This is a genomic window from Gordonia sp. GN26 (assembly GCF_054823965.1).
In genome coordinates, this window is record NZ_JSYC01000012.1 from 76,320 (window position 1) to 101,124 (window position 24,805).

General features: G+C 67.8%; 23 protein-coding genes. 3 read left to right on the forward strand and 20 right to left on the reverse strand.

Features of this window, described 5'->3' with window-relative positions:
• Positions 1–35: 35 nt before the first annotated feature.
• Positions 36–305 (reverse strand): DUF2277 domain-containing protein, encoded by a 270-nt coding sequence (locus OK17_RS04435; RefSeq protein ID WP_005201435.1) that lies wholly within the window; start codon positions 303–305, stop codon positions 36–38.
• 57 nt (positions 306–362) lie between these two features.
• A complete protein-coding gene (locus OK17_RS04440) occupies positions 363–1,331 on the reverse strand; it encodes an NADPH:quinone oxidoreductase family protein (protein WP_461416783.1) in 969 nt (322 codons plus the stop codon).
• Between the two features lie 49 nt (positions 1,332–1,380).
• On the opposite strand from OK17_RS04440, the gene OK17_RS04445 reads away from it, so the two are divergent.
• Positions 1,381–2,073 carry a class I SAM-dependent methyltransferase gene (locus OK17_RS04445; protein WP_232718237.1) on the forward strand — a complete coding sequence of 231 codons (693 nt, stop codon included), beginning with the start codon at positions 1,381–1,383 and terminating at the stop codon, positions 2,071–2,073.
• A 93-nt stretch (positions 2,074–2,166) separates the two neighbouring features.
• Here the strand turns inward: OK17_RS04445 and OK17_RS04450 are convergent, their stop codons facing one another.
• The 3 genes from OK17_RS04450 to OK17_RS04460 are packed head-to-tail and all read right to left on the reverse strand — an operon-like array spanning position 2,167 to position 5,260.
• A complete protein-coding gene (locus OK17_RS04450) occupies positions 2,167–2,934 on the reverse strand; it encodes an SDR family NAD(P)-dependent oxidoreductase (protein ID WP_461416784.1) in 768 nt (255 codons plus the stop codon).
• Entirely contained in the window at positions 2,931–3,872 is a 942-nt protein-coding gene (locus OK17_RS04455) for an alpha/beta hydrolase (protein WP_232718235.1), read from the reverse strand. Before OK17_RS04455 ends, OK17_RS04450 begins: the two co-directional genes overlap by 4 nt.
• Positions 3,869–5,260 carry a flavin-containing monooxygenase gene (locus tag OK17_RS04460; RefSeq protein WP_232718234.1) on the reverse strand — a complete coding sequence of 464 codons (1,392 nt, stop codon included), beginning with the start codon at positions 5,258–5,260 and terminating at the stop codon, positions 3,869–3,871. Before OK17_RS04460 ends, OK17_RS04455 begins: the two co-directional genes overlap by 4 nt.
• A gap of 169 nt (positions 5,261–5,429) precedes the next feature.
• Here OK17_RS04460 and OK17_RS04465 point away from each other — a divergent pair, with 169 nt between their 5' ends.
• Positions 5,430–6,032, forward strand: a complete 603-nt coding sequence (locus tag OK17_RS04465) for a TetR/AcrR family transcriptional regulator (RefSeq protein WP_232718233.1) — start codon at positions 5,430–5,432, stop codon at positions 6,030–6,032.
• Positions 6,033–6,058: 26 nt separating this feature from the next.
• Here OK17_RS04465 and OK17_RS04470 read toward each other — a convergent pair whose 3' ends face one another.
• From OK17_RS04470 to OK17_RS04495, 6 genes are all read right to left on the reverse strand, one after another.
• On the reverse strand, positions 6,059–6,922 hold the full coding sequence (locus tag OK17_RS04470) for a mycofactocin-coupled SDR family oxidoreductase (RefSeq protein ID WP_461416785.1): 864 nt from the start codon (positions 6,920–6,922) through the stop codon (positions 6,059–6,061).
• Between the two features lie 58 nt (positions 6,923–6,980).
• Positions 6,981–7,838 carry an LLM class F420-dependent oxidoreductase gene (locus OK17_RS04475; protein ID WP_006866158.1) on the reverse strand — a complete coding sequence of 286 codons (858 nt, stop codon included), beginning with the start codon at positions 7,836–7,838 and terminating at the stop codon, positions 6,981–6,983.
• Between the two features lie 114 nt (positions 7,839–7,952).
• Entirely contained in the window at positions 7,953–9,008 is a 1,056-nt protein-coding gene (locus tag OK17_RS04480; RefSeq protein ID WP_232718232.1) for a prenyltransferase/squalene oxidase repeat-containing protein, read from the reverse strand.
• Positions 9,005–9,733: a class I SAM-dependent methyltransferase gene (locus OK17_RS04485; protein ID WP_461416786.1), complete on the reverse strand. Its 729-nt coding sequence runs from the start codon at positions 9,731–9,733 to the stop codon at positions 9,005–9,007. Before OK17_RS04485 ends, OK17_RS04480 begins: the two co-directional genes overlap by 4 nt.
• Positions 9,720–10,997, reverse strand: a complete 1,278-nt coding sequence (locus tag OK17_RS04490; protein WP_461416788.1) for a glycosyltransferase family 4 protein — start codon at positions 10,995–10,997, stop codon at positions 9,720–9,722. Before OK17_RS04490 ends, OK17_RS04485 begins: the two co-directional genes overlap by 14 nt.
• 2 nt (positions 10,998–10,999) lie before the next feature.
• Positions 11,000–12,688 (reverse strand): FAD-dependent oxidoreductase, encoded by a 1,689-nt coding sequence (locus OK17_RS04495; RefSeq protein ID WP_461416789.1) that lies wholly within the window; start codon positions 12,686–12,688, stop codon positions 11,000–11,002.
• Positions 12,689–12,788: 100 nt separating this feature from the next.
• Here OK17_RS04495 and OK17_RS04500 point away from each other — a divergent pair, with 100 nt between their 5' ends.
• Positions 12,789–13,622, forward strand: a complete 834-nt coding sequence (locus tag OK17_RS04500) for an acyl-[acyl-carrier-protein] thioesterase (protein ID WP_461416790.1) — start codon at positions 12,789–12,791, stop codon at positions 13,620–13,622.
• Positions 13,623–13,635: 13 nt separating this feature from the next.
• Here OK17_RS04500 and OK17_RS04505 read toward each other — a convergent pair whose 3' ends face one another.
• From OK17_RS04505 to OK17_RS04545, 9 genes are all read right to left on the reverse strand, one after another.
• Entirely contained in the window at positions 13,636–14,187 is a 552-nt protein-coding gene (locus OK17_RS04505) for a DUF3558 domain-containing protein (protein ID WP_155225516.1), read from the reverse strand.
• Positions 14,184–15,068 carry a DUF3558 family protein gene (locus tag OK17_RS04510; RefSeq protein WP_461416798.1) on the reverse strand — a complete coding sequence of 295 codons (885 nt, stop codon included), beginning with the start codon at positions 15,066–15,068 and terminating at the stop codon, positions 14,184–14,186. The genes OK17_RS04505 and OK17_RS04510 overlap by 4 nt, the downstream gene beginning before the upstream one ends.
• 182 nt (positions 15,069–15,250) lie before the next feature.
• On the reverse strand, positions 15,251–15,445 hold the full coding sequence (locus OK17_RS04515; RefSeq protein WP_005201466.1) for a hypothetical protein: 195 nt from the start codon (positions 15,443–15,445) through the stop codon (positions 15,251–15,253).
• A 191-nt stretch (positions 15,446–15,636) separates the two neighbouring features.
• Positions 15,637–17,451 carry a hypothetical protein gene (locus OK17_RS04520; RefSeq protein WP_461416799.1) on the reverse strand — a complete coding sequence of 605 codons (1,815 nt, stop codon included), beginning with the start codon at positions 17,449–17,451 and terminating at the stop codon, positions 15,637–15,639.
• A gap of 220 nt (positions 17,452–17,671) precedes the next feature.
• Positions 17,672–19,342, reverse strand: a complete 1,671-nt coding sequence (gene atzF, locus OK17_RS04525; protein WP_461416791.1) for an allophanate hydrolase — start codon at positions 19,340–19,342, stop codon at positions 17,672–17,674.
• Positions 19,339–21,393 (reverse strand): 5-oxoprolinase/urea amidolyase family protein, encoded by a 2,055-nt coding sequence (locus OK17_RS04530; RefSeq protein ID WP_232718227.1) that lies wholly within the window; start codon positions 21,391–21,393, stop codon positions 19,339–19,341. The genes atzF and OK17_RS04530 overlap by 4 nt, the downstream gene beginning before the upstream one ends.
• A gap of 51 nt (positions 21,394–21,444) precedes the next feature.
• A complete protein-coding gene (locus OK17_RS04535) occupies positions 21,445–22,113 on the reverse strand; it encodes an urea amidolyase associated protein UAAP2 (RefSeq protein ID WP_461416792.1) in 669 nt (222 codons plus the stop codon).
• 27 nt (positions 22,114–22,140) lie between these two features.
• Positions 22,141–22,989, reverse strand: coding sequence for an urea amidolyase associated protein UAAP1 (locus OK17_RS04540; RefSeq protein WP_232718225.1), 849 nt, complete (start codon positions 22,987–22,989; stop codon positions 22,141–22,143).
• Positions 22,990–23,095: 106 nt separating this feature from the next.
• Positions 23,096–24,640: an amino acid permease gene (locus OK17_RS04545; protein WP_232718224.1), complete on the reverse strand. Its 1,545-nt coding sequence runs from the start codon at positions 24,638–24,640 to the stop codon at positions 23,096–23,098.
• Positions 24,641–24,805: the final 165 nt, after the last annotated feature.

Sequence of the window (24,805 nt, forward strand, 5' to 3'; positions counted from 1 at the left end):
TATCGACGGCCGATACGAATCGCGACATCTGACTGCTAGCCCCGCGCGGCGATCCGCGCCTGGACCTCGGGGCGTCGAAGCGGCGGCACCGTCTTCGGCGGTTGGCGCCGCTCGGGCAGGGCGTCGAGCAGGGTGCGGGTGGCCGCGGTGACGGCGGTGACGGCGGCCTCGAAGGCCTCGGCGTTGGCCGGCGACGGGTGCCGCACGCCGCTCACCTTGCGGACGTATTGCCGTGCGGCCGCCTCGACCTCGTCGGCCGTGGCGGGCGGTTCCAGTCCGCGGAGTTCGGTGATGTTGCGGCACATGGCGGTTCCCTTCGCAGGTGGTTTCTCCTGCGGTCGTCGCCGGCCGAGCCGATGTCCTCAGTCGCCGATCTTGACGACCGCCTTACCCAGGATCCGCCCTTCGGCGAGATCGGTCAACGCCTCGGGCAGCTGATCCAGCGAGTAGGTGACGTTGACCTGCGGGGTCATACCGTCGGCGATCATCTGGGCCAGCTCCTGGTGCAGGATCGCCGGGAGGTCCGGGTGGGTGCGCACGTATTCGCCCCACGCAGCACCGACTACGGCGATGTTGCGGAAGAGCACGCGGTTGAGCTTGACCGTCGGGATTCCGCCCGCGGCGAAGCCGATCACGACGTAGCGGCCGTCCGGCGCGACCTGACGCAGCGCCTCGTCGAAGACCTCACCACCGGACGGGTCGATCATGACGTCGACGCCCTTGGGCGCGACCTCCCGGAGCTTGTCGCCCCAGCCCTCTTCGAGCTGCACGATCGCGTCGGCGCCCGCGCTGCGCAGCAACTCCTCGGCCCCCTTGCGATGGACGATGGCGACGACCTTGGCGCCCATGGCCTTCGCGACCATGATCGAGGCGGTGCCGACGCCGCCCGCCGCGCCCAACACACCGACGACCTCGCCGGGCTGGGTGTGCGCGCGGGTCTTCAGCGCGAACAGCGCGGTCTGGTAGTTGATGCCCATCGCCGAACCCTGCTCGAAGCTGAGTCCGTCGGGCAACGGCAGCAGCTGTTCCGGCGCGGCGGCGACCTGCTCGGCGAAACCGCCGACGATCGACGCGACGAGGACCTTGTCCCCGACCTTCACCGACGAACCCTCGGGGGCCGACCGCACCACGCCGGCGACCTCGGTACCCGGGGTGAACGGGGTGGGCACGCGCAGCTGGTACTTCCCCTGGCTCATCAGGAGGTCCGGGAAACACACACCGCAGGACTTGACGTCGACGACGACCTGGCCGTCGGCGGGAGTGGGATCGGGGACCTCGGTCAATTCGAGTCCGGAAGGGCCTGTCTCTGCACTGAGTACCTGAGCTTTCATACCGGTCACCCTACGCGGCGCCGCTCACACACCCGATAGGATCTGTGCCATGTCACAGTCCACGGCGCCGTCGCCGAACGCACCGTCCCCCGAACGCCGCAAAGTCGCCGACGAAACACCCGGCTTCATGCCGCTCGACGAGGCACAGACGTTGTTCGAGATCGCCGGAGAGTATCTGTCCCAACCGGATTCGACGAAGGTCGGCGTGGAGATCGGCACCTACTGCGGAAAGTCCACGGTCTTCCTGGGTTCCGCCGCCGAGGCCAACGACGCCGTCATCGTCACCGTCGACCACCACCGCGGTTCCGAAGAGCACCAGCCCGGCTGGGAGTACCACGACGAGTCGCTGGTCGACCCGCACACCGGCACGCTCGACACCTCGGCACGCTTCCGCCGCACCATGTTCGACGCCGGGCTGGAGAAGACCGTCGTCGGACTCCTCGCACCGTCGACCGTCGCCGCACGGGTCTGGGGCAAGCCGGCCGACTTCGTCTTCATCGACGGCGGCCACAGCATGGAAGCCGCCCAGAACGATCTCGACGGCTGGGCGCCGTGGGTCCGCATCGGCGGCGCCCTGCTGATCCACGACGTCTTCCCCGACCCCGCCGACGGCGGACGCCCGCCCTACGAGATCTATTGCCAGGCACTGGAGACCGGCCAGTTCACCGAGGTCCGGGCGGAGGGCTCACTGCGCGTGCTGCGCCGCGACTCGGGCGAGATCGGGGCGCCGCTGAAGGGCTAGTCCCTTCGATACGCTCGCCCGCTCGCTACTCAGGGAGCAGAACAACGCTCGCCGGCTCGCTACTCAGGGAGCAGGACAACGCGCACCCGCTCGCTACTCAGGGAGCGAACCGGCGAGCATCGCACGCGCCTTCCCGAGGACGTCGGGATACCGCTTGAGGTGGGCCCCACCGTTCACGTCGAAGGCCGCGCCCGTGATCCATCGAGCCTTGTCGGAGGCGAGAAAGACGATGGTGTCGGCGATCTCGGCCGGTTCACCGCTGCGTCCGAGCGGGGTGTTCTCGATGTACTCGTCGGTGAGACCCGGCACGAATCCGATGCCCTCGGTCAGCGGCGTCTGCACCAGCCCGGGCGACACGGCGTTGACCCGGATTCGACGGTCCGCCAATTCGAGAGCCGCGACCTCGACGAGCATCAGGACACCCGCCTTCGACGCGCAGTACGAACCCATCCCGGCACCCGGTTGACGGCCGTTGAGCGAGGCGATGCAGGTGATCGACCCGCCGTCGGCGATGCGACGACCGGCGTGCTTGATCACCAGGAACGTGCCCGTCAGGCAGACATCCACGGTGTGTTGCCAGGCGCTGAGCTCGAGTTCAGTGAGCGCACCGGGATCGGACAGTCCCGCACAGTTCACCACGGTGTCGAACTCCCCGATCGCGTCGAACGCCGCGATCACCGAGTTCTCGTCGGTGACGTCGAGATGCAGTGCGCGGACGGTGTCGCCTCGCTCGGCGGCGATCGTTTCCGCACGGTCGGCGTCGACGTCGGCGACGACGACCTCCACGCCCTCGGCCGTCAGGGCGTCGACCGTCGCGAGCCCGATGCCCGACGCCCCGCCGATGACGACGGCGCGCTTCACCGGGCGCTCACCGTCTGGTCGGCGAGGTGGCGGGTGAGGAACGAGATCGCGTGCCCGACACACGGTTCGAACCAGTCGTTGCCCTCGAAGACATCGAAGTGATCGCATGGGTAGTGCCGCACCTCGGCGCGTGCCTTGAAGGCCGTCTTGGCCGCCGCGTGAGGCGGCGCAGCGGAATCGTGGTCGGCGATCTGCACGAGCACAGGAGCGTGAATATCACTGACGTGCTTGTCCGCGCGGAACCCGCCGATCTCCAGGCCGACCGACGCGTCGACCTCGTTGCGCCACGACGGTCCGGCGATCGCGAGGTAGCTCTCCAGGAATCCCGGTGCGGTCAGTGCCGCATCGCGATCGCCCGGCTCTCCGACGACCCGCATCATCTTCGGGCCGCGACCCAGCTTCGAGGAAACCGCGCTCGCCACCGCCGACGCCGTCGAGCGCGCGATGGCCGCTCCCCCGACCTGGTCGTAGGCCACGCGACCGGCGGCGAGGCCGTTCACCAGTGGGATCACCGAGATCACCGCGGCGATGTCGGCGCGGCCGCTGGAGACCGTCAGTGCGTGACCGCCCGACTGGGAGACTCCCCAGAGGATGACCCGATCCGGGTCGACGCCGGGCTGCTTCTTCGCCGCGACGATCGCTGCGCGATAGTCGTCGGCCTGGCGTTCGAGCGAGATCTGCTGTCGCGGTTGCCCTCCCGACAACCCGAAACCGCGGTAGTCGAAGGCGAAGACCGCGAGCCCGGCCTCCGCGAAGCGCTGCGCGAATGGCGCGAGACCCGAATCCTTGGTGCCCGCGAAACCATGCGCCATCACGACGACGGGACGTTTGCCGTCGACCTCGAAGGGCGAGTCCGACGATCCGGTGAAGAACCATGCATCGCAATCGATGCCGGACGATGGGAAACGAACGGTCTGAGCTCCGGACGGTGTGGTCATGCGGTGGCCTCCGCTTCCGAGATCGTGCCGACGGACACGGACTCAGCAACGCCGGCCCAGGTCATCGGACCCTGCTCCTGCGCGCGGCGTCGACCGTCGGGAATCTCCTTGGTTCGCATGTTGTGTTCGTACAGATAGTGGTCGAGCTGCTGCGTGTGTCGGGCGCTCTGGACCATGTGACCGGTGAAGAACTCCGTGTCCGCTGCGATCGTGGCCCGCATCTCCGCCACCGACGGCGGCCGGTAGTGGCCGGTCGCGTACGCGCCGATCAGGCGCGACTGACATTCGACGAACGGGAAGAGCGTCGGGACCGCCTGGGCGAAACCGGCGAAGACGAGGTCGTCGATACCCGGATAGAACATCCGCTTGTAGAGGTCGATGCGGTTGCCGGGGGCGGAGATGAAGTCCGGGTCGAAGAACGGGAAGGTGATGTTGTATCCCGTTGCATAGATGATGATGTCGAAGTCGTCGGAGGTGCCGTCGTCGAAGTGCACCGTCGACCCGTCGAGGCGACTGACGTTCGGCTTGGCGATGACGTCGCCCGATCCGAGTCGTAGTGGCAGCTCCACCGACTGCGTCGGATGTGCCTCGAAGAACTTGTGATTCGGCGTCGGCAGGCCGTAGTCCTCGGGTCGGCCGGCGGTCACCGGCTGCATGATCTGCACGAACTTGCGCTGCCAGGCCATCGGGATGTGCGGTGAGGTCCTGTAGTACTTGTCGGCGGGCTTGCCGCCGAAGTACTTCGGCACGATCCAGGCACCGGAGCGGGTCGACAGCGTCAGCTTGTTGTCGAGAGCCTTCGACGACAACTCGACTGCGATGTCGGCCGCGCTGTTCCCCAGGCCGACGACCAGGATGCGTTTGCCCATGAAGTCATGTGGGGTCCGCGGATCGATGTAGTGGTGGGCGTGCATCTCGATGCCGTCGAACTTGCCCGGGAAGTTCGGATACCGCGGGTCCCAGTGGTGCCCGTTGGCGACGACGAGGAGATCGAAGCGGCGTCGTTCACCGCGCTGGGTCTCCAACTCCCAGCCCCCGCCGTCGAGTCGACGGGCGTGCTCGACGCCATTGGTGAACTCGATCGAGGAGGTGAGGTCGAAGGCCTCCGCGTAGGAGTCGAGATAGGCCTTGATCTGCGTGTGGTGCGGAAAGTCGGGGTACTCGTCGGGCATCGGGAAGTCCCGGAAGGACAACTGATGCTTGGAGGTGTCGATGTGGAGCGACCGGTATGCGCTGCTGTGGCCGTTCGGGTTTCCGAAAGCCCAGTTGCCGCCGATGCGGTCGGAGCTCTCGAAGCAGGTGTACGGGACGCCGTAGTCGGTCAGCATCTTGCCGGCGGTCAGGCCGCTGATCCCGGCTCCGATGATCGCGGTGGTTGGTAACGGCACACTGCCCCCTCTGGACAAACAAGATCTGTAGACACAATCTGGTTTGTGTCTACACCCATGGCCCCGGCCGTGTACACAGATTCCGCGAACTGTCTACGGGCTTGTTAGTGTTCGGCGGAGCGCTGACGACAGAGCACGACCCCAGGCGACGAGCGACGCAGGAGACCCCGTGACCGAGACAACCAACCCGTCGGTCCACGACCGGTTGCTCGACGCCACCGAGAAGCTGCTGGCCGAAAAGGGTATTCGGGCGACGACCATGCAGCAGGTCGCCGAGTCCGCCGGCGTCTCCCGGGCATGGTTGTACCGGCACTACCCCGACAAACCGTCGATGATCGGCGCGACCATCGTGCGGCTGACAGAGTCGTTCTGGCGCGACGCACGCGCGACGCTCGACGGCATCGGCGATCTTGCCGGACAGCTGACCGCCGGCGTACGGATCGGGCGCGGCGCCTACGACGACCCCGGAACCCTTCTCATGCGATTGCGCACCGACGAGCCGACGGAGTTCGCCGAATGCGCGGGCGTCGGCGTCGTGAAACTGGTCCCCGACCTCGCGGGCTTCTGGTTCCCGTACGTCGAGGCAGCCGCGCGGCGCGGGGAGATCCACGCCGGACACGACCTGCACGAGGTCGCCGAATGGGTTGCGCGCGTACTGATCAGCCTCGGTACATCGCCGGGCGAGACCGTCGACATCGACGACGCCGAACAGGTCCGCCGCCACCTCGACCGCTTCGTTCTACCCGGCCTGCGCACCGACCCGAATCCCTGACGCCCGCAGGCGTTTCAGGGCTGCTGTCAGTCGGGCACACCCGGCGGGACCGAGTTCAGCAGTGCACCCGCCTCCAGACGCAACTGCTGTCCGGTCATGTAGCGGGAGGCATCGGACGCCAGGTACACGACGGCCTCGCTGATGTCCTCCGGCGGGATGAGATCGACCGGCATGCCGTGCAACGCCGCGAAAACTCCCTTGACGTCGTCGTACGTCGGCTTCTCGAGGTCGGGACGGAACAGATGGTAGATCTCGTCGTGGTGCACCATCGGGGTGTCGACGTTGCCCGGGTGAATGGCGTTGACCCGGATACCCCTCGGCGCGAGGTTGCGTGCCAGGTCGTTCACCAGCCGCGCCACCGCCCGCTTCGAGTGGCTGTATCCCGAAGCTCCCGGTCCGGCCTCCTTCGACTCGAAGGAGCCCATGAACGCCGCCATCGAACCGATGCAGATGATCGATGCGCCCGACTCCAGGTGCGGCACAGTCAGTTCGAGGGTGTTGATCACCCCACCGAGATTCACCGCGACCGTGTTGAGCCACGTCACGGACGGACTGTCGGGACCGAGCGGACTGACCCCGGCGTTGGCGACCACGATGTCGAGACGCCCGAACTCGGCCACCGCGTCGTCGATGGCAGCCTTGAGTGCATCCCGGCTGCGCACGTCGGCAACCTTGGTGATGACGCGGCGATCGAAGGAGTCGACGATCTTCGCGGTCTGCGCCAGATCGTCCGGTGTGCTCATCCCGTAGTTCACCGTCGGGATCTGGTCGCAGATGTCGATCGCGATGACATCGGCGCCCTGCTCGGCCAGGCGAGCGGCGTGGCTACGTCCTTGTCCGCGCGCCGCGCCGGTGATCAGGGCGACCCTGCCGTCGAGCCGTGTGTCCACGTGCTTCTCCTCTGGTGTGCAGACTCTCGGCCGGACGACGCCGACCGCGTTCGGTGGTTCAGACGGTTGCGGGGACCAGGTCGAGCTTCCCGGCCAGCTTCGCCAGGTAGCCCGTCGCGCGTTCCACCGAGTCGTCGGGCAGGCCGTAGAGCACGGTGGTCACGCCGATCTCACGCCACTTCGCGAGCTTCTCCGGGACCGGTTTGAAGTCGAGGACGACGATCTCCGGCTGACCTTCGCGGCCGGCGTCGGACCAGATCTGCTTGAGCAGTGCGACAGACCCCTCGATGTCCTCTTCACCCGGCGTGGTGATCCACCCGTCGGCACTGCGAGCGATCCACTTGAAGTTCTTCTCGTTGCCGGCCGCACCCACCTGCACGGGGATGTGGCCCTGCGTCGACTTGGGCCACGCCCAACTCGGCCCGAAGTTCACGAACTCGCCGCTGTACTCGGCTTCTTCCTGCGTCCACAGCGCGCGCATCGCCTCGAGGTATTCGCGCAGCATGGTTCGACGCCGCTTCGGCGGCACGTTGTGGTCGGCGAGTTCGTCGAGGTTCCAACCGAATCCGACGCCGAGGGTCACACGACCCCCGGAGATGTGGTCGAGAGTGGCGATGGTCTTGGCCAGGGTGATCGGGTCCGACTGCACCGGGAGCGCCACGGCGGTCGCCAGGCGGATGCGTTCGGTGACCGCGGCCGCGGCGGCGAGCGACGTCCACGGGTCGAGGGTGCGCATGTACCGGTCATCGGGCAGGGTCTCGTCGCCGGTCTGCGGGTGCGCGGCATCGCGGCGAGTGGGGATGTGCCCGTGTTCGGGAACGTAGTACGACGCGAAGCCGGCGTTCTCGATCAGCGGTGCCAGCACATGCGGCTTGAGCCCGCGATCGCTGGTGAACTGCACGATTCCGAAATCCATGTGGCCTCCCCGGGCACCGTTGCTGCCGCCCGGGACAGAGTCGGACGGTTGACTGGACACCAGTCTAGGTGATGGGCGCCACAGAGACCAGGGGTTCGCGCGTCGCGAGGAGGCCTAGGGCGCGACGGTTAGCCGCTGCCGGACGTCGCGGAAGATGCCGTTGGCGACGCTGGTACGACTCACGGCATCGGCCGCCAGGACGACGGCAGCCGACGTCCAACAACTCTTCTCCACCGGCCAGCGTTTGCCGTCGGCGAAAACCAGTCCCGTCCAATACGATCCGTCGGGATCGCGCAGATGCTGGATCGAGGCGATGAGCCGGATGGCGTCGGCGGTGTCACCGAGGGCGTCGAGAGCCAGTGCCAGCTCGCAGGTCTCGGCACCGGTGACCCAGGGGCGGTGGTCGACGCACCGGACGCCCTTGCCGGGTACGACGAAGTCGTTCCAGCGTCGGGCGATCAGTTTCTGCCCGGCTTCTCCGCGCACCGCGCCACCGAGGATCGGGTAGTACCAGTCCATCGAGTGCTCGGACGGGGGCGTGAAGATCTCCCATTCGGAGTCGCGCGCGGTGTCCGTGCGGATGGCGTCACCGAGCTTGGTGTGCGCGGCGGTCCACGCATCGTCGGGCTGATCCAGCTCGGCGGCGATCCGGATCGCGCAATCGAGGGCCTGGAAGATGCTGGCGTTACCCGTGATCAGGGCCTCGCCGAACATCGCGCCGGTGCGGTGGTCACCGCCCCAGCGGAAGGCGCCGTCGTCGCGCTGGAAGCGCAGCACACAGTCGATGGCCGACCAGACGACCGGCCACATCCGCTGGAGGAAGGCATCGTCGCCGGTGATCAGGTAGTGGTGCCAGACCCCCACCGCGATGTAGGCACAGAAGTTGGAGTCGGTGCCGGCGTCCTCGACCTTGCCGCAGACGGTGCGGATCGGCCACGAGCCGTCGGCGCGCTGCTTACGCCGCGACCACTCGTAGGCCGCCTCGGCCTCGGCGTGAAAACCGGTCACCGACAACGCCATCGCCGATTCGATGTGATCCCACGGGTCGGTCTGCCCACCGGGGAACCACGGCAGTGCACCGGATTCCTCCTGCATGCCGACGATGGCCGCGCCGGTGGCGCGCATCTGCTCGGCGGTGACCACTCCAGGGACAGCCGGAGCGGCCGTCATGAAGACGCGGCGGTCTCGGGCTTACGGAGATACAGTGCCACGGACTTTCCGATGATCGGGTTGAGCACCTGCTCACCCACACGGGTCAGCCACGGCTTGCTCATCATGTCCCAGACGAGCAGCTGGTGGTATCCCTTGACCAGTACGTTGTCGTTGTTCTCCACGCCGACAGCACATTTCAGCCACCAGTACGGAGCGTGGAGGGCGTGTGCGTGATCGGTTCCGGTGACCTCGAGGCCCGCCTGGCGCAGCTTGTCGGACAGTTCCGAGGCCTTGTAGATGCGGACGTGTCCGCCCTCGACCTCGTGGTACTCGTCCGACAGGGCCCAGCAGACCTTCTCCGGCCAATACCGCGGCACCGTCACGGCGGCCACTCCACCGGGCTTGAGGACGCGGACCATCTCGCTGATCGCACCCTCGTCGGTCGGGATGTGCTCGAGGATCTCGGACATGAGGACCACGTCGAAGCTGTTGTCCGCGTACGGGAGACGCAGAGCGTCGCCGACCTCGGCGCGAGCCTTGGCCGACGCGGGCACATGACCCTCGGCCGTCATGGCGTCGAACATCTCCGCGACGTCGGCCATGTCGCTCTCCGACATGTCGAAGGCGATGACATCCGCTCCCCGACGGAACATCTCGAAGGAGTGTCGTCCCTGACCCGCCCCGATGTCGATCGCCTTGGTGCCCGGGCCCACGCCCAGACGGTCGAAATCAACTGTCAGCACTCGATGTCCCTTCTGTTGCTCGCCGATGACCGGCCAGCACGGTTTCGTAGTGAGCCGCCGTCTTCGCGGCCACTGCGGCCCAGCTGTAGTTCTCCTCGGCGCGGCGTCGACCGCCCGCACCGAGACGAGCCCGCAGCTCGGAGTCGTCGAACAGTCGCCCGATCGCCTGGGCCAGGCGTCCGGAATCCCGTGGCGGGACCAGCAGCGCGGCTTCCTCTGACGTGCCGACGACCTCCGGGATCGCACCGGCGCGAGTGGCCACGAGCGGTGTCCCACAGCTCATCGCCTCGACCGCAGGCAACGAGAAGCCCTCGTACAGCGACGGCACACAGGCGACCTCGGCCGAGGCCAGGAGTTCTGCGATCTCGGAGTCCTCGAGTCCCGAGACCACCGACACCCGGTCGCCGATCGCGAGATCCTCGATCATCTTGGCAGAAGGCCCATTCGGGTCCAACTTGGACACAAGTACCAGTTTGACGTCGTCACGCTCGGCAGCGAGCTTCGCCACCGCCTCGAGCAGGTAGGACACACCCTTGAGCGGCGCGTCGGCGCTGGCGACACAGACGATCCTGCCCGGGACGCGCTCTGCACGAGGGGTGAAGATCTCGGTGTCGACGCCGAGCGGGATCGTGGTGATGCGACCCGACGGGATGTCGAAGGCCTTGCGGATGTCGACCTCGCTGCTGCGAGAGACGGTGAGCAGCTCCGGGATTCGTCGAGAGACACGCCCCTGCATACGCAGGAAGGAGTGCCAGCGCCACGCGGTGATCTTCCGCCAGCCCTTGGCCGCCTTGACCGCGAGGGTGCGGTCACGCGTGATCGGGTGGTGGATCGTCGCGATCAGCGGGAAGCCCGCCTTCTGGATCTCGAGCAGTCCGTAACCGAGACACTGGTTGTCGTGCACGATGTCGAAGTCGTCGCGCCGTTTCTTCAGCAAGCGGGCGACCCGCAGGCTGAAGGTGAGCGGTTCCCCGAAACTCGCCGTCCACATCGATCCGACCTCGAGCAGATCGATCCAGTCGCGGTACTCGTTCAGCTTCGGCGTACGGAACGGGTCCGGCTCGTCGTAGAGCCCGAGGCTGGGCACCTTGGTGATCGTGACACCGGCGTCGATGGCCGACTGGTCCAGCTCCGGATACGGCTGCCCGGAGAAGATCTCGACGCTGTGCCCGAGGAGCGCGAGCTCGCGGGAGAGGTGACGGACGTAGACGCCCTGCCCACCGCAATGAGGTTTGCTGCGGTAGGACAGCAGTGCAACCCGCACGGTTACTGCGCTCCGGCGGTGGCAGCCGCCTCGAACTCGGAGATGCTGATGAACTTGGCCCGCGCCCGACCGGCGGCCTTGCCCGCGGACTTCTCGGCTGCGTCGATGGCCTTCCATCCCGCCAGGTCGATGCGATTGGCACCGCGGTCGGCGCACAGCGCGGCGACGTCGTCACGCGGGGTCGACGGGTCGCCGATGCTCCCGGCGACGAAGTCGTCGATCACGGCGCGTGCCGTTTCCTGGCCGCACAGTCGATTCATGCCGATACCACCTGTCGCTCCACGTTTGATCCAGCCGGTGACGTACAGCCCCGGCATCACGTCGCCCTCCGTCGCCGCCTGCACGCGCCCCTCGGCGTTCGGGACGACGCCGCGCCCCTCGTCGAAGGGGAGGTCGGTGACCGGGACGCCGCGGTAGCCGATGGCCCGCAGGACCAAGCCGGTCTCGAGGTCGAACTTCTCGTCGGTGGCCTTCACGGCCACGCGGCCGGCGGCGTCGTCGTCGGCTTCGGTGTAGGCATTGCGCACGCACGTCAGCGTAGTCACTTCGCCGTCACCGGCAATCTCTACAGGAGATGCGAGGAACCGGAAGACGATCCGCTTGTTGCCCGGGGTCTGCGGACGCTCGGAGAACTCGCGGGCCAGCCGGATCTTGGTGGCGATGGTCGAGTCGAGTGTGTCGTCGGCCAGTGCCGCCTCGGACGACTCGTCGAGGACCAGGTCCTCGGGATCGATGACCACGTCGACACCCTCGACGTCGCCGAGGGCGAGGAACTCGCTGTTGGTGTAGGCCGCCTGCGCGATGCCGCGTCGGCCCAACAACACGACCTCGGAGATGTTCGACTCGCGCAGCTTCGCCAGGGCGTGGTCGGCGATGTCGGTCTTGGCCAGTTCGTCTGGATCGGTGACGAGGATCCGCGCCACGTCCAGCGCGACGTTGCCGTTGCCGACGACGACCGCCCGTTCCGAGGAGAGGTCGACATCGAGGTCGGCGAAATCCGGATGGCCGTTGTACCAGGCGACGAACTGGGTGGCCGCGACGGAGTTGCGCAGGTCCTCGCCCTCGATGTTCAGCCGCTTGTCGGTTGCGGCGCCCACCGCGTAGATGACCGCGTGGTAGCGGGCGACGAGTTCGTCGTGGCTGATGTGCTTGCCGACCTCGACGTTGAGGTAGTAGTCGAAGTTCTTCTTGGCGGCGACCGACGCGAAGGTCTTCTCGACACCCTTGGTGGCGGCGTGGTCCGGGGCGACGCCCGCGCGGACCAGGCCGTAGGGCGTGGGCAGGCGGTCGAACATGTCGACCTTGATGGACGGTTTGCGGACGAGTTCCTCGGCGGCATAGAACGCGGCCGGACCGGCCCCGATGATCGCGACGTGCAGTTCCCGGTCGGGCAGCTGCGGCGCCTTGCGGGGCGGGACGAGCCCGCCCTCGACGTCGTGGTCCTTGTAGTAGTCCGCGTTGATCTGTAGATAGGGCTCGTCGCGCTCGGTGAGCTGGTCGTCGGGAACGATCGCCTCGACCGGGCACTCGTCGATACACGCGCCGCAGTCGATACAGGTCTCCGGGTCGATGTAGAGAGCCTCGGCAGTCAAGAACTCCGGCTCGTCCGGCGTCGGGTGGATGCAGTTCACCGGACACACGCTCACGCAACTGGCGTCGTTGCAACATGGACGGGTAATCACATGCGCCATCTGCTGTTTCTCCGTAATTCCACACGTAGAACGTGTTCTAGTTTCAGCCTTGACTGTATCTTAACTGCAAAGATACCTGCGACCCATCGAAGGGACCCGAGTGAGCCAGGTTACGTCAGGCGTGAGAGCGGGATCACTCCCCGACCGCAAGGAGGGCGCCCGGTTCTACCAGGCGGAGTACCGGGTCCGGACCGGCGATGTCGACCAGGACATGCGAGTGCGGCTCGACGCCGTCGCGCGGTACCTGCAGGACGTCGCCAACGACAATCTCGAGGCCACCGAGTTCGGTAAGACCGAGCCCTTCTGGATCGTCCGGCGCACCATCATCGACGTCATCCGGCCCATCTCCTGGCCGGCGACGGTCACCGCCCAGCGCTGGTGCGGCGCGCTGTCGACGCGCTGGACCAACATGCGGGTGCGGCTCACCTCCGAACACGAGACCAACCGCTTCAATCCCGACGACCGTCCCGAGGGCCTCATCGAGACCGAGGCGTTCTGGATCAACGTCAACGACAAGGGCGTGCCGTCCCGACTCTCCGACGAGGCCTTCGAGATGTTGTCGTCGATGACCGACGAGCACCGTCTGCGATGGAAGTCGATGAACCCGGAGAAGGCGCCGGCCGCCGAGGACATCCCGTTCCCCGACCGCGAGCACGTCCTGCGGATCACCGACTTCGACCCCTTCAAGCACCTCAACAACGCCGCCTACCTCGAGGCCATCGAGGACGAGCTGGTCGAGCACCCCGACCTCGTCGACATGCCGCACCGCGTCGTCATCGAGTACCTGCGGCCCATCGTGCCGGGGACCCGTCTCACGCTGCGTCGTGTCCGCGAGGGCGATCAGCTGACCGTGTGGCTGATGATGCCCGGCACCGGCGACGAACTCGTCGTCGCGGCGAGTGTGGTGGTGGGCCCACTGCCCACCGATCGGTAGAGGAAATCCCGGGCTACTGACCGCCCTGGAGCAGTAGCTCCATCAGCTTGATCGGCGCCTCGCACGGGTCGCCCGCGGGTGCGCTGCGGGGTTCGACGAACCAGGTGAAGATCCCACGGCTGGGAGCCCGCGCGGTGACCCCGCAGACGCCGGGACGGTTCGGGTCGCGTTGCGTGAAGGCGGACTGGCTGGCGACCTTGATGTTCTCGGTCTGGAAGCCGAGCTTCTTGGCCGTCTCCTTCTCGAGGTTGACGTTGCCCCACTCGAACCAGTTGAACGTCACGCTGACGACGTCGGTCGCGCCGGACACCAGCCACCGGCAGATGGCGCCGCTGAAGGACCGTTCGGCGAAGCCGCCGCCGGCCACCACGTCGGCGATCATCGCGTCGGGTAGCACGTCGCATTCGAGGAGCAGTTTGTCGAACTGATCGGTGTCGATGTCGCTGCTGCCGGACTGTCCGGCGGCGCCCACCGGCACCGGCTCACCGTCGACCGTGCGCGCGCAACCGACGAGTGCGGTCAGGCCGAGGAGGAGCGCGACGAGGACTGCGAGTGAACGCCTCATGAGGCACGCTCGATGGACAGCTTCGCCAACTCCCGTGCGGCGTCACAGATCTGCTCGATGGGCCGCGCCTCGACCGCGTCGCCCCGGATGGACCACTCGAAGAAGTCGGCGCCGAATCCCATACCGACCTCGCAGATCTGGCCGGACTGGGTGTAGCCGATGAACCCCTGGTGGCCGTCGATCTCGAGTTTGTTGGTCACGTCGCGCGACAACTTGACGTTGGCCTCTTCGCGGCCGATCGGCGAACCACGGTACCAGTTGAACGAGGCGACGGCACCCGTCCGCGAACCGGTGGTGTCCCACTCGCAGACCGAGGTGTTGTTGACGGTCTCGGTGAGTCCGCCGAAGCCGGTGATGCGGGTGACCTCTTCCAGCGTCACGCCGCCGCATTTGCCGAAGAACGGCCCGGAACCGGCCTGTGCGGGCGCCTCGGGGGTGTTCGGCCGGTTCGGGTCGGCCGGCTCGTCGTCTGAACAGCCACCGACGAGCAGCACGACGACGGCGAGGAAAGCCACGAGAAAGCTCGAGTCGCGGAGCCGATCGAGTTGTCGCCGTTCGCGTTTGGTGGGCCGACCGGCACCGCGGTCGCGGCGCGGCTGGCTCGCCAAGATCTCCTTGGGCGGCGGTGGCGGCGACCGGTCGATGAAGCATTCGGCGGCCATCGGTGCCGACACCCGCTTGTTGATGGTCTTGGTGACCTCGACGATGCGTTCGCGCCCGGCGAGCCGGACCCGGACCTCGTCACCCGGCACCACCGGCTGGGCGGGTTTCGCGGTCACGCCGTTCACACGAACATGGCCACCGCGGCATGCGGCGCCGGCCGCGGATCGGGTCTTGGTCAGGCGGATGGCCCAGATGTAGGCATCGACGCGCGTGGACATGGTCAGTGACCCGGCCGCCCGGCCGTCCGGCCGTGGTGACGTCCCGAATCGTCGATCATGCGCCCGCACTCCCTTCACCCGCATGCGCCCGCCGGCACCGCGCAGCGATGCGGTCGGGCTCATTGGCCACCACTGTAGCCGCGCCGATCGTCGAGTCGGGGTTCACCGCGCGGGCGTCGTGCTCAGCGCTTCCGGGACAGCAGGTACACCCCGCCGCCGACGGCCAGGATGGCGAACAGGATCGCCAGGAACGTCTGGTCGAGCAACAGCAGGACCACGAACACGGCGATACCCGGCGACACCGCGACCAGACTCATCACCGGATGCTGCCGGACGACCTCCGACACTGCTCTGCTTCTGTCGCGATCGATCGCCATCACGGCCTCCCTGCTCGGCTCCGCTGTCGTCCAGCTCGGTTGCGTCCAGGGTAGTTCCTACCCGCGCGCAGCCGCCGGAGGTCGATCCGGCGACCGACACGGTGAGTCCCGAGCCCAGGGGTCGAAAGATGGTCGACGCCCCGGCACGGATCGAGTCCAGTGCCGGGGCGCCGGTCTGTGGGCGGCCGGTGTCAGGCCGCTTCTGCGCCGGAGCCGCTCGACGAGCCCGAGTCGCTGTCGGAACCGCTGCCCGAGCCGGAGTCGCTGCCGGCGCCGGAGCCACCGCTTCCGCTGTCAGAGCCGGAGCCGCCGGCCGAGCCGGAACCGCTGTCCGAACCGCTGCCGCCGTCGGAGCCCGAGTCCGAGCCGGAGTCGGAGCCGCTGCCCGAATCCGAGTCACCACCGCCGCTGCTGTCGGAGTCGTTGTCCGAGCCGGCGTCGGAATCCCCGGCGGCGGGCGCCTCGGGGGCGCGATGCTTGCCCTCGTAGCCGTCATCGGCCGCACGATGCTTGCCGACGTACTCCTCGGTGATGTCGCTGCCCGAATCGTCGGACGCGATCTCGGGTGTTCCGTACTCGGGGCCCACGAACTCAGCGGCTTCCGGTTCCGCGAAGGTCGACGCCGCGAAGTCGGCGGGAGCCGAGGCCGCAACCCGGGCGACGGTGTTCGACTGCGGGATCACGGCGTCGTCGGTTGCCGGGATGCCGAAGGGGAACTCGTAGCTCGGGATGTGGATGACCGGGATGATCTCGCCGGTGTCGAGCTGCCCGAACGTGATGACCGGGAGGCCGAGGCGGTTCGGGCGGTACTCGCCGTTCACCTCGACCAGCGGGCGGAACGTCACGTGGGAACCCAGCCAGTCGACGGTGATCGGACCGGTGAAGCCGTAGTCACTGGTGAGGCGGAGGAAGTTGCCGCTCAACAGGCCGTAGTCGCCACCGATGCTCAGGCGGGCGAAGTCCTTGGAGAGCGAGAACCAGTCTCCGTCGAAATCGACCCCCTCGCCGCCGAGTAGTGCAGACGCCAGACCGGACAGGATCTCGAGTCCGGCACCGCCCAGGACACCGGTCGGGTCTGACAGGAGCGCGGTCGGGTCGGTGAGCGCGAACTGCACTTCCCGGTTCGGTTGCCGGTAGCGGAAGTCGAAGGTTCCGGCCACGTTCGCACAGGCACCGACGCCGTCGGCGTAGCCGGCGGTGAGCCCTCCGTAGCAACCGACACCGGTGACACCCGGGATGGTGGCAAGCGGTTTACCGAGAACGGTCACGTCGAGATCCCCGGTGTTCCACGCGTGGGCGGAACCGAGGACCGCGAAGGCGAACGACGACCGGCCGTCGCTGGCCCCGGCGGTTGCGATGCTCAGCGGGAGGTACGAGACGGCGGTCGCGTTCCCGTCGCGGTACGCGAGTGCGAACTGGAAACCGTTGCCCTTGACCGTCGCCGAGCCGGTGGTGTCGGGTTCGGGCGTGATGTTCGACGGCAATTCCGTCTTGAAGATCGGCACGAGAATGACATTCGCGCCGTCCTTGATCCACTGCGGGATGTCGTCGTAGAAGTCCTTGAACGCGCCGTACACGCCGACCGGGACCAGCTCTAGGCTGTCCGGCAACACGACGGCGACGCCGAATCCACCGAGGCCGGTGGAAGAATCGGAGCAGTCCGCGCCACCTCTGTCGCCGCCGGAGGCACAGAGTTCGACCCGCCAGGCCTCGACGAGCTCAGCCAGCGCCTCGTTGTTGATGTCGGCGAGGAGTTCACCCAGAGGGTTCGTGCCGTACTCGTTTTTCAGGTCCTCGATCTGGTTGGCCAGACCGGTACCGGTCGTCGGGGTCGGCCACCACCACGAAGCCGCCTCCGCGGCTGCCGGTTCCATCGCCTGCCCGGCGCCGATCGCGGCCACCGTGGCGATCGCGGCAGCGCCCGCGACGACGCGGTGCTGACGCTTCTGCTTGCGGTCCGCGCGTCGCGCGACCTTCTCCGAACGCTGAGTTCCGTTCCGCCCCATGCTGGTCACTCGTCCAACTTTCTTTCTTCCCACCCCTTGCGCTGAGCAAGTTAAGCATCGGAAATCGAAAATTGGTAGCCGGGACGAGACACGTGCACAAAACCGTCCCGTTGGACAAACGACCAGGTGGGAGCAGCGCTCGGAGGACGTTCGAGTTCCGTATGACGTCGAGCCCGGTTTCCGGGTTCGACGTCATACGGAACTCACCTGGACACTCGCTCTACCAGCGGTCGCGATCCAGTTCCGTTCCCGCAGCACCGGCGTCGGCCGCGCAACCGAAGCCGACGATCCACCGCGCGGGTCCAGTCTCCCCGGCGGCCACCTCGACCTTGCCCAACATCATCGGTTCCGGGAGGGCGGCGAGGAACTCGCCCAGCGCGGCCGGGGACAGGCGCCAGACCTCGCCCCGGATCACCCGTCCCACAGCGGGATCGCGGATGAGTCCCGGCTTCGGAGGGACGGTGTCGAGCGCGACGAGGCGGTAGGTCGGGGTCGTCGTGATCTCCCCCGCCCAGCGGGCACCTCGTTCGCTGAGCTCGTGGGTGAGCGGACCGCCCCGCATGTGCGCACCGAAAACCGCGAGCTCGATCGCCTCCTCGGTCTCCACCCACGACGCCCCGAGATCGGGAACACCGAGAAACCGGGCCGCCACGTCGACGAGAACCGCGTCCTCGTGCGCAGCACCGAGGAAAGTGACGCCGAATTGCGCTCGGCTACCATCACTTTCGGGCACCTCACCGCTCGGCACGGCGAGCCCGCACAGGTCGAAGAGGTTGCAGAAGTTGGTGTACGTACCCAACCGCGAGTTGACGCCGACGGGGTCGGCGGCGACCGAGGCGATCGTCGGGTGCGCAGGCGCGGTGGGAACCATCAGCACGGTGGCGTCGCCCCACTCCCCCATGGCCTCTGCCCGGAGTTCGGCGAGTCGACGTCGGGCGCGCAGCAGGTCGACCGCGCTGAATCGCGAAGCGGCACCGATGATCCCGGCGACAGTGGAGTCGATTCCGGCGGCTGCCGGGTCCGCCGAGTCCAGGAAATCGCCGACGGCGTCGTGCCGTTCGGCGACGAGCGCGTCCTCGTACAGCAGCTTCGCTGCCGCCAGGAACGGCGACAGATCGATGGTCTTGGTCACGAAGCCTGCGGCCTCGGCCCGCAACACCGCTTCGGCGAACGCGGCATGCCACGCCTCGTCGAGTTCGGGCAGTTCGGCGGGTACGGCGACGACGGGTCGTTCCGGCGCGGCCAGCGGCACCGACGACCCGAACGGCCGGGGGCCCTGTGCGGCGGCCATCGCCGCCATCGCCCGATTGGCGAGCGGCAGGTCTGCGGCGAAGATCGTCACGGCGTCGTAGCTCGCACAGGCCGGCACGACACCGTCGGTGGAGATCGCCCCGACCGTCGGTTTGACCCCGACGAGCCCTGCGAATCCGGCGGGTACGCGCCCGGACCCGGCGGTGTCCGTGCCGATCGCGATGTCGGCGAATCCGAGTGCGACGGCCACCGCGGAACCTGAGCTCGAACCGCCCGAGACGCGGTCGGGTCGTCGAGAATCCCGCACCGCGCCATAGGGACTGCGTGTCCCGACGAGGCCGGTGGCGAACTGGTCGAGGTTCGTCTTGCCGATCACCACCGCACCGGCGGCCCGTAGTGCCGCGACCACGGGGGCGTCGGTGGCGGGTGTGTAGGCGTAGCCCGGGCATGCGGCCGTGGTCGGCAGCCCGGCGACGTCGACGTTGTCCTTGACCGCGAGGACCGTACCGGCCAGGTCTCCGCCCGTTGCGAGGGCTGCGTCGAACTCGGCCGCGACCTCAGCCTGCGGACGCAGCGTGATGAAGACCTCCGGACGGTCCGCCTCGGCGATCCGCGTGTAGATCTCGTCGACCTTGCTCATGCCACCCGCTCCTCGTTCTCGGCCCCGGCCGTGCTCAGATCGGCGGCGAATTCACCCTGCGCAGACCATCTCTGACGTTCCTCGGCGCGGGCGATCTCCATCTTCTCCCGCCGGAAGGCGATGTCGCCGGCGTTGGCGTCCAGGAACCGCTGGTGTTCGGCCAGCGAGAAGACACCGTCGGCGATCTTCGTGCTGTCCCCGCGGCCGGCCGCGACGTCGGCGCGCATGTCGAGGAGTTCCTCGGCACTGACCGGATACCAGGAGATGCGGTCGAAGAAACGCAGTAGCCAGGGATGCTCGGGATCGAAGCCGGGTGCCGGCAACGGGTGTCGGTGGTTCCACACCTGCGTGGTGCGTCCGACGAACTGATAACCGCCGGGGCCTTCCATGCCGTAGATACACAGGTAGGCGCCGCCGATGCCGACCGCGTTCTCCGGGGTCCAGGTTCGGGCGGGGTTGTACTTCGTGGTGACGAGCCGATGCCGAGGGTCCAGTGGAACCGCAACGGGCGCACCGAGGTACACATCCCCCAGGCCGAGCACCAGGTAACTGGCGTCGAACACGGTCCGGTAGACGTCGTCGACGGAGTCGAGTCCGTTCATGCGGCGGATGAACTCGATGTTCCACGGGCACCACGGAGCGTCGGAGCGGACGCCGAGCATGTAGCGCTCGATGGCCTCACGGGTGGCCGGGTCGTCCCAGGACAGCGGCAGATGCACCGTTCGGCTGGGCACCACGAGGTCCTCGGCCGCGGGCAGCTGGCTCTCACATTCGGTGAGCCACTCGAGCATCCCGGACTGGGACCACACGTCCGGATCGGCCTTGACCTGCAGCGACCGGATACCGGGTGTGAGATCGATGAGGCCCCTGGGCTTCTCGGCGGTGATGCGCTCGCTCAGGGCATGCACACGAGCACGCAGGGCCAGATCGAGCTGCATGTCGCCGTATTCGACGAGGATGTTGTCGTCACCGGAACGCCGGTAGGTCACCGAGGTGGTCCCGTCGGCGGTCGTCGTCGAGCCGAGGATGCCGTTGTCGGCGTCGCCGCCCGAGGACAGGACGTCGACGAAGCTGGCACGCCGGCCGAGACCGGTCTCCTTGGGCGACGCGGTCTCCTCGCTGCGCACCGCCACGAAGCGGATCGTGTCACCGGGCTTGAGCTGGCCGAGCTTCCACCGCTGGGCGGTCACGACCGTCACCGGGCACACGAACCCGCCGAGGCTGGGGCCGTCGGGACCGAGCAGGATCGGGGTGTCACCGGTGAAATCCAGCGCACCGACGGAATACGCGTTGTCGTGGATGTTCGACGGGTGCAGACCCGCCTCGCCGCCGTCGTTGCGCGCCCACCGCGGCTTGGGACCGATGAGCCGGATGCCGGTCCGATCGGAGTTGAAGTGCACCTCGTAGTCGGTGGCGAACACGTCGGCGATGTCTGCCTCGGTGAAGAACTCCGGCGCGCCGTGCGGACCGACGGTCACCGCCAGCTGCCAGGTGTTGGTGAAGGCGGGCTGCTCGTCACCGAGGATGCGCCGCGCCGGGCCGGTCGGGGCGCCGAGCAGCGCGAGCTGATCACCGGCCGCGAGCGGGCGGCCGTCCAGACCGCCGAATCGACCCATCGTGAACGTGGAACGGCTCCCGAGGTAGTCCTCGGCGTCGAGACCGCCGGACACCGCGATGTACGCCCGCATGCCGAGCGACCCCACCGTCCCGACGTCGAGGACGTCACCGGCCGAGACCGTCAGCGGAACCCATTGCGGCACAGACTTTCCGTTGAGGCTCACGGTCACCGGTGCGCCGGTGACCGCCACGACGGCGTCGGCGTCGAACCGCAGCGCCGGGCCCATCAGGGTGACCTCGAGACCGGCTGCCGTCTCGGGGTTCCCGACCGCGAGGTTGGCCAGACGGAATGACAGGTCGTCCATGGGGCCGGACGGCGGAACCCCGACCTTCCAGTACCCGATACGACCGGGCCAGTCCTGGATGGTGGTCAGCGGACCGGACCGCAGGACGGTGACGGGGGCGGGCGTGGCGGCCCCGGTGGCGGCAGACATGGTGTGGTTCCTCGCAGGTCGGAGTGCAGTAAGGGTGTCGGCGCGACGGTCCTAGGCCGCGGGTCGGGTCACGATCACGCGGACCGCGGTCGGATCGAATCCGTTGCAGGGGTTGTTGATCTGCGGGCAGTTGGAGATCAGCACCAGGGTGTCGGCGTCGGCCCGCAGGGCGAGGCGTTTGCCGGGGGCCGACAGACCGTCGACGATGCCGAGGGAGCCGTCGGGATCGACCGGCACGTTCATGAAGAAGTTGACGTTGCCGACCAGATCGGCCTTGCCGAGTCCGTGCCGACTGCCCTCGATCAGGAAGTTCTCGACGCATGCGTGCTGATGCTTGGTGTGGTGGCCGTAGCGGAGCGTGTTGGATTCCTGCGAGCAGGCGCCGCCCACGGTGTCGTGGTTGCCGACCTCGTCGGCGACGATCGTCATCAGCGGTTCGCCCTCCTGGTCGCGGATGACGGTGCCGGTGGTCAGGAAGATGTTGCCCTGCGCAGCGATCGTGGCCTGCGCCGAATAGCGCTTGGCGTGGTCGGCCGCACCGTAGAAGAGCGTGTCGACGGCCTGGTTCCCGTACAGGTCGACGATGGTGAGCACGTCGCCGGCGGCGACGATCCCCGACCAGGGTCCGCGTTCGCCGACCAGGCCGTCGTGGACGACGGCGCCGGACACGAGGGCCAGGCCCGCGGCAGGGGCGGTGGCGAGATCGATGGTGGTGGTCATGAGTGTGTTCCTCTCGGGTCGGGACGCTCAGAAACGAGCTGCGGCCCAGGCGTCTTCGGAGTTGGCGACGGCACGCTGGTATTCGGGATCGCTGTCCGCGACTCCGGCGAGCAGGGAGTCGAGATCGGGCCGGGCCTTCCACGCGAGCACCTCGAGCGAGGTGGTGTCGAAGGTCGGCGACGGATCGACGGGATGTGCGGTGTTCGCGATCGCCACGACGCACGGCAGGTGCAGGATCAGGTCGACCGACGTGCCGGCGCCCGCGGAACCGGTGGAGTGCAACGAGCCGTCGTCCTCGACCTTCACCCCGTGGAAGAACGACACCGACGGGGCGACGTCGGTCGGGGTCAGGCCGTGCTTCGCCGCGGCGAGGGTGAACATCTCGCGTCCTGCCGGGCTGGCCGAATGAACGTGTCCGTCCCCGTATTTCGCGGTGTTGGCGGCGAGGGTCGTGGTGCCGCAGAGAGCGTCATGGTGTCCGGAACCGTCGGCGACGATCGTCGCGAGGACGCGGCCCTGGTCACTCAGCAGCGGGTGCCCGGTGCCGAGGTAGGCCTGCCACGGAACCTTCACGGTGTCGGCGACATTCAGCCGCTCCCACGGTGCGTCGGCACGCCACAGCAGGAGGTGCGCGCAGGCCGACCCGGCGACGTCGTGCAGGCGCAGCCGTGTGCCACGGGCCAGGACCTTGCTCGTGTACCGCCCACCGGGCACGGTCTCGGCCCAGGTGAGGCCGGCGGGGTCGACGTCGGCCGGCGGGTTCGGCCAGTTCGACGCCGGGACGACGGGCATGCTGTCGGTGATGCGACCGGCCTGCGACCGGGCGTGTTCACGGGCTCCCGCGGTGGTGCCGGTGCCGGTGGCGGTGATGGTCATGTCGGATGTCTCCTCGGAATGTGGTTGTGGTTGCGGGTGTGATCGCGAGTCGCCAGGCCTTCGAGGCTCGTCGCTTTCACTCCTCTCACCTCAGGCAGCAACGGGCTCAGGCAGCGAGTTCGACGGGCTTCGGATGTTCCTTGCCGCGCGGGAAGCACGCGATGCCGGCGATGACGGTGACCGCGATGACGATCGGCCCGGCCCAGCGCAGGACCGGCATGTCACCGGCCGGGTCGAAGACCTCGGCACGCGGCCAGGCGAGGTTGACGACCATCAGCGCGCCGTAGAGCACGGCGAGGAGATTCACCACGATCCCGAAACGGCCGAGGCCGAACAGTTTCCGGCCGCCCGCGTCGACACCGCCCTGGTGCGGCCAGCCATGGAACCGGCGGTAGAGCATCGGACCGGTGACGGCGAGGTAGGCCAAGTAGATCAGGATGATGCACACGCTGGCGAGCGTCGCGAAGATCGCGGAGTTGCCCACGTTGACCACCAGGACGCCGATGCAGAGCACGCCGATGAGGATCGACGGGGCGATCGGGGTGCCCGTCCGCGAGTTGACGTGTGCCAGTTGCTTCGAGAACGGCAGCCGGCCGTCGCGGGCCATCGAGAACATGAGGCGGGAGCATGCGGTCTGGATGGCGAGGGTGCAGATGAAGATCGCGACCGCGACGTCGCAGAGCAGGACCTTGCCCCAGAAGCTGCCGAGCACCGAGTCGAGCACGTAGGGCAGGCCCCCGATGGCGAGTTCCTCGCTGAGCGTCGGAGCGGCCATGAGTGCGCCCAGCAGCATCAGGCCGCCGCCGATGGCCGAGACCGTCAGTGCCATGCGGATCGTGCGCGGTGCGACGCGACGCGGGTCGCGGGTCTCCTCCGCGAGCTCGCCGGCCGAACCGAATCCGACCATCACGTAGGCGGCCATCAGGCCCGAGACGATGAACGCCCAGATGTAACCGGGCTGCTGACCGGGGGCGCCGGTGTCGAAGACGACGCCCGGACCGCGCTGAGCGTGGGTGAACAGCGCCAGGATCACCGCGACCACGCCGACGAGTTCGCAGACCACGCCGATGCTGTTGACGCGGCTCATCCAGGTGACACCGACGCAGTTGATGGCGGTGACGATCACCAGCAGGATCGAACCGAGCAGCACCGCGTTCGACGCGCCGCTGGTGCTGGTGAGCGTGGGATCGTCGCCGACTAGCTGGAAGCCCATCCACACCGACGGCAGCACCACCTGGAGGGCGATGGCCGCCGCGGCGGCGGTGACGACCTGCGCGATCATCATGAACCAGCCGCCGAACCAGCCGATGACCTCACCGCCCATGCGGCGCGACCACTGGTAGATCGCGCCCGAGATCGGGTAGCGCGCAGCGATTTCGGCGAAGCACAGGGCCACCAGGAACTGGCCCGCGTAGACGATCGGCCACGTCCAGAAGAAGGCCGGGCCGCCGAACCCGAAACCCAGGCCGAAGAACTGGAACACCGTGGTCAGGATCGAGACGAAGGAGAAGCCGGCCGCGAAGGAGGCGAACTTGCCGAGCGACCGGTGCAGCTGCTGGTCGTAACCGAACTCGGAGAGGTCATCGGCGTCGTGGTCGCCGGCCGGCGTGGTGACCGGTTGCGCGACGGTCTTTTCCGGGGTTGTGGTCATGATGCGTTCTTTCTGTCGAGGAGCTCCTCGTTGAGCGCGTATCTGTCAGGTGATAGATAAGCGAACGCACATTTCTTTCGGTTGACAGTTTTGTTCCGTCCGCGAAAACGTGGGTAACGACTGCGTTAATCGGCCCAGGTCGCGGGATCGCACCGTCATCCGAGG

Coding starts and splice junctions, on each gene's coding strand:
- OK17_RS04435 (WP_005201435.1), bottom strand. CDS start 305: ATGTGCCGCAACATCACCGAACTCCGCGGACTGGAACCGCCCGCCACG.
- OK17_RS04440 (WP_461416783.1), bottom strand. CDS start 1,331: ATGAAAGCTCAGGTACTCAGTGCAGAGACAGGCCCTTCCGGACTCGAA.
- OK17_RS04445 (WP_232718237.1), top strand. CDS start 1,381: ATGTCACAGTCCACGGCGCCGTCGCCGAACGCACCGTCCCCCGAACGC.
- OK17_RS04455 (WP_232718235.1), bottom strand. CDS start 3,872: ATGACCACACCGTCCGGAGCTCAGACCGTTCGTTTCCCATCGTCCGGC.
- OK17_RS04475 (WP_006866158.1), bottom strand. CDS start 7,838: ATGGATTTCGGAATCGTGCAGTTCACCAGCGATCGCGGGCTCAAGCCG.
- OK17_RS04480 (WP_232718232.1), bottom strand. CDS start 9,008: ATGACGGCCGCTCCGGCTGTCCCTGGAGTGGTCACCGCCGAGCAGATG.
- OK17_RS04495 (WP_461416789.1), bottom strand. CDS start 12,688: ATGGCGCATGTGATTACCCGTCCATGTTGCAACGACGCCAGTTGCGTG.
- OK17_RS04505 (WP_155225516.1), bottom strand. CDS start 14,187: ATGAGGCGTTCACTCGCAGTCCTCGTCGCGCTCCTCCTCGGCCTGACC.
- OK17_RS04510 (WP_461416798.1), bottom strand. CDS start 15,068: ATGTCCACGCGCGTCGATGCCTACATCTGGGCCATCCGCCTGACCAAG.
- OK17_RS04515 (WP_005201466.1), bottom strand. CDS start 15,445: ATGGCGATCGATCGCGACAGAAGCAGAGCAGTGTCGGAGGTCGTCCGG.
- OK17_RS04520 (WP_461416799.1), bottom strand. CDS start 17,451: ATGGGGCGGAACGGAACTCAGCGTTCGGAGAAGGTCGCGCGACGCGCG.
- atzF (WP_461416791.1), bottom strand. CDS start 19,342: ATGAGCAAGGTCGACGAGATCTACACGCGGATCGCCGAGGCGGACCGT.
- OK17_RS04530 (WP_232718227.1), bottom strand. CDS start 21,393: ATGTCTGCCGCCACCGGGGCCGCCACGCCCGCCCCCGTCACCGTCCTG.
- OK17_RS04535 (WP_461416792.1), bottom strand. CDS start 22,113: ATGACCACCACCATCGATCTCGCCACCGCCCCTGCCGCGGGCCTGGCC.
- OK17_RS04540 (WP_232718225.1), bottom strand. CDS start 22,989: ATGACCATCACCGCCACCGGCACCGGCACCACCGCGGGAGCCCGTGAA.
- OK17_RS04545 (WP_232718224.1), bottom strand. CDS start 24,640: ATGACCACAACCCCGGAAAAGACCGTCGCGCAACCGGTCACCACGCCG.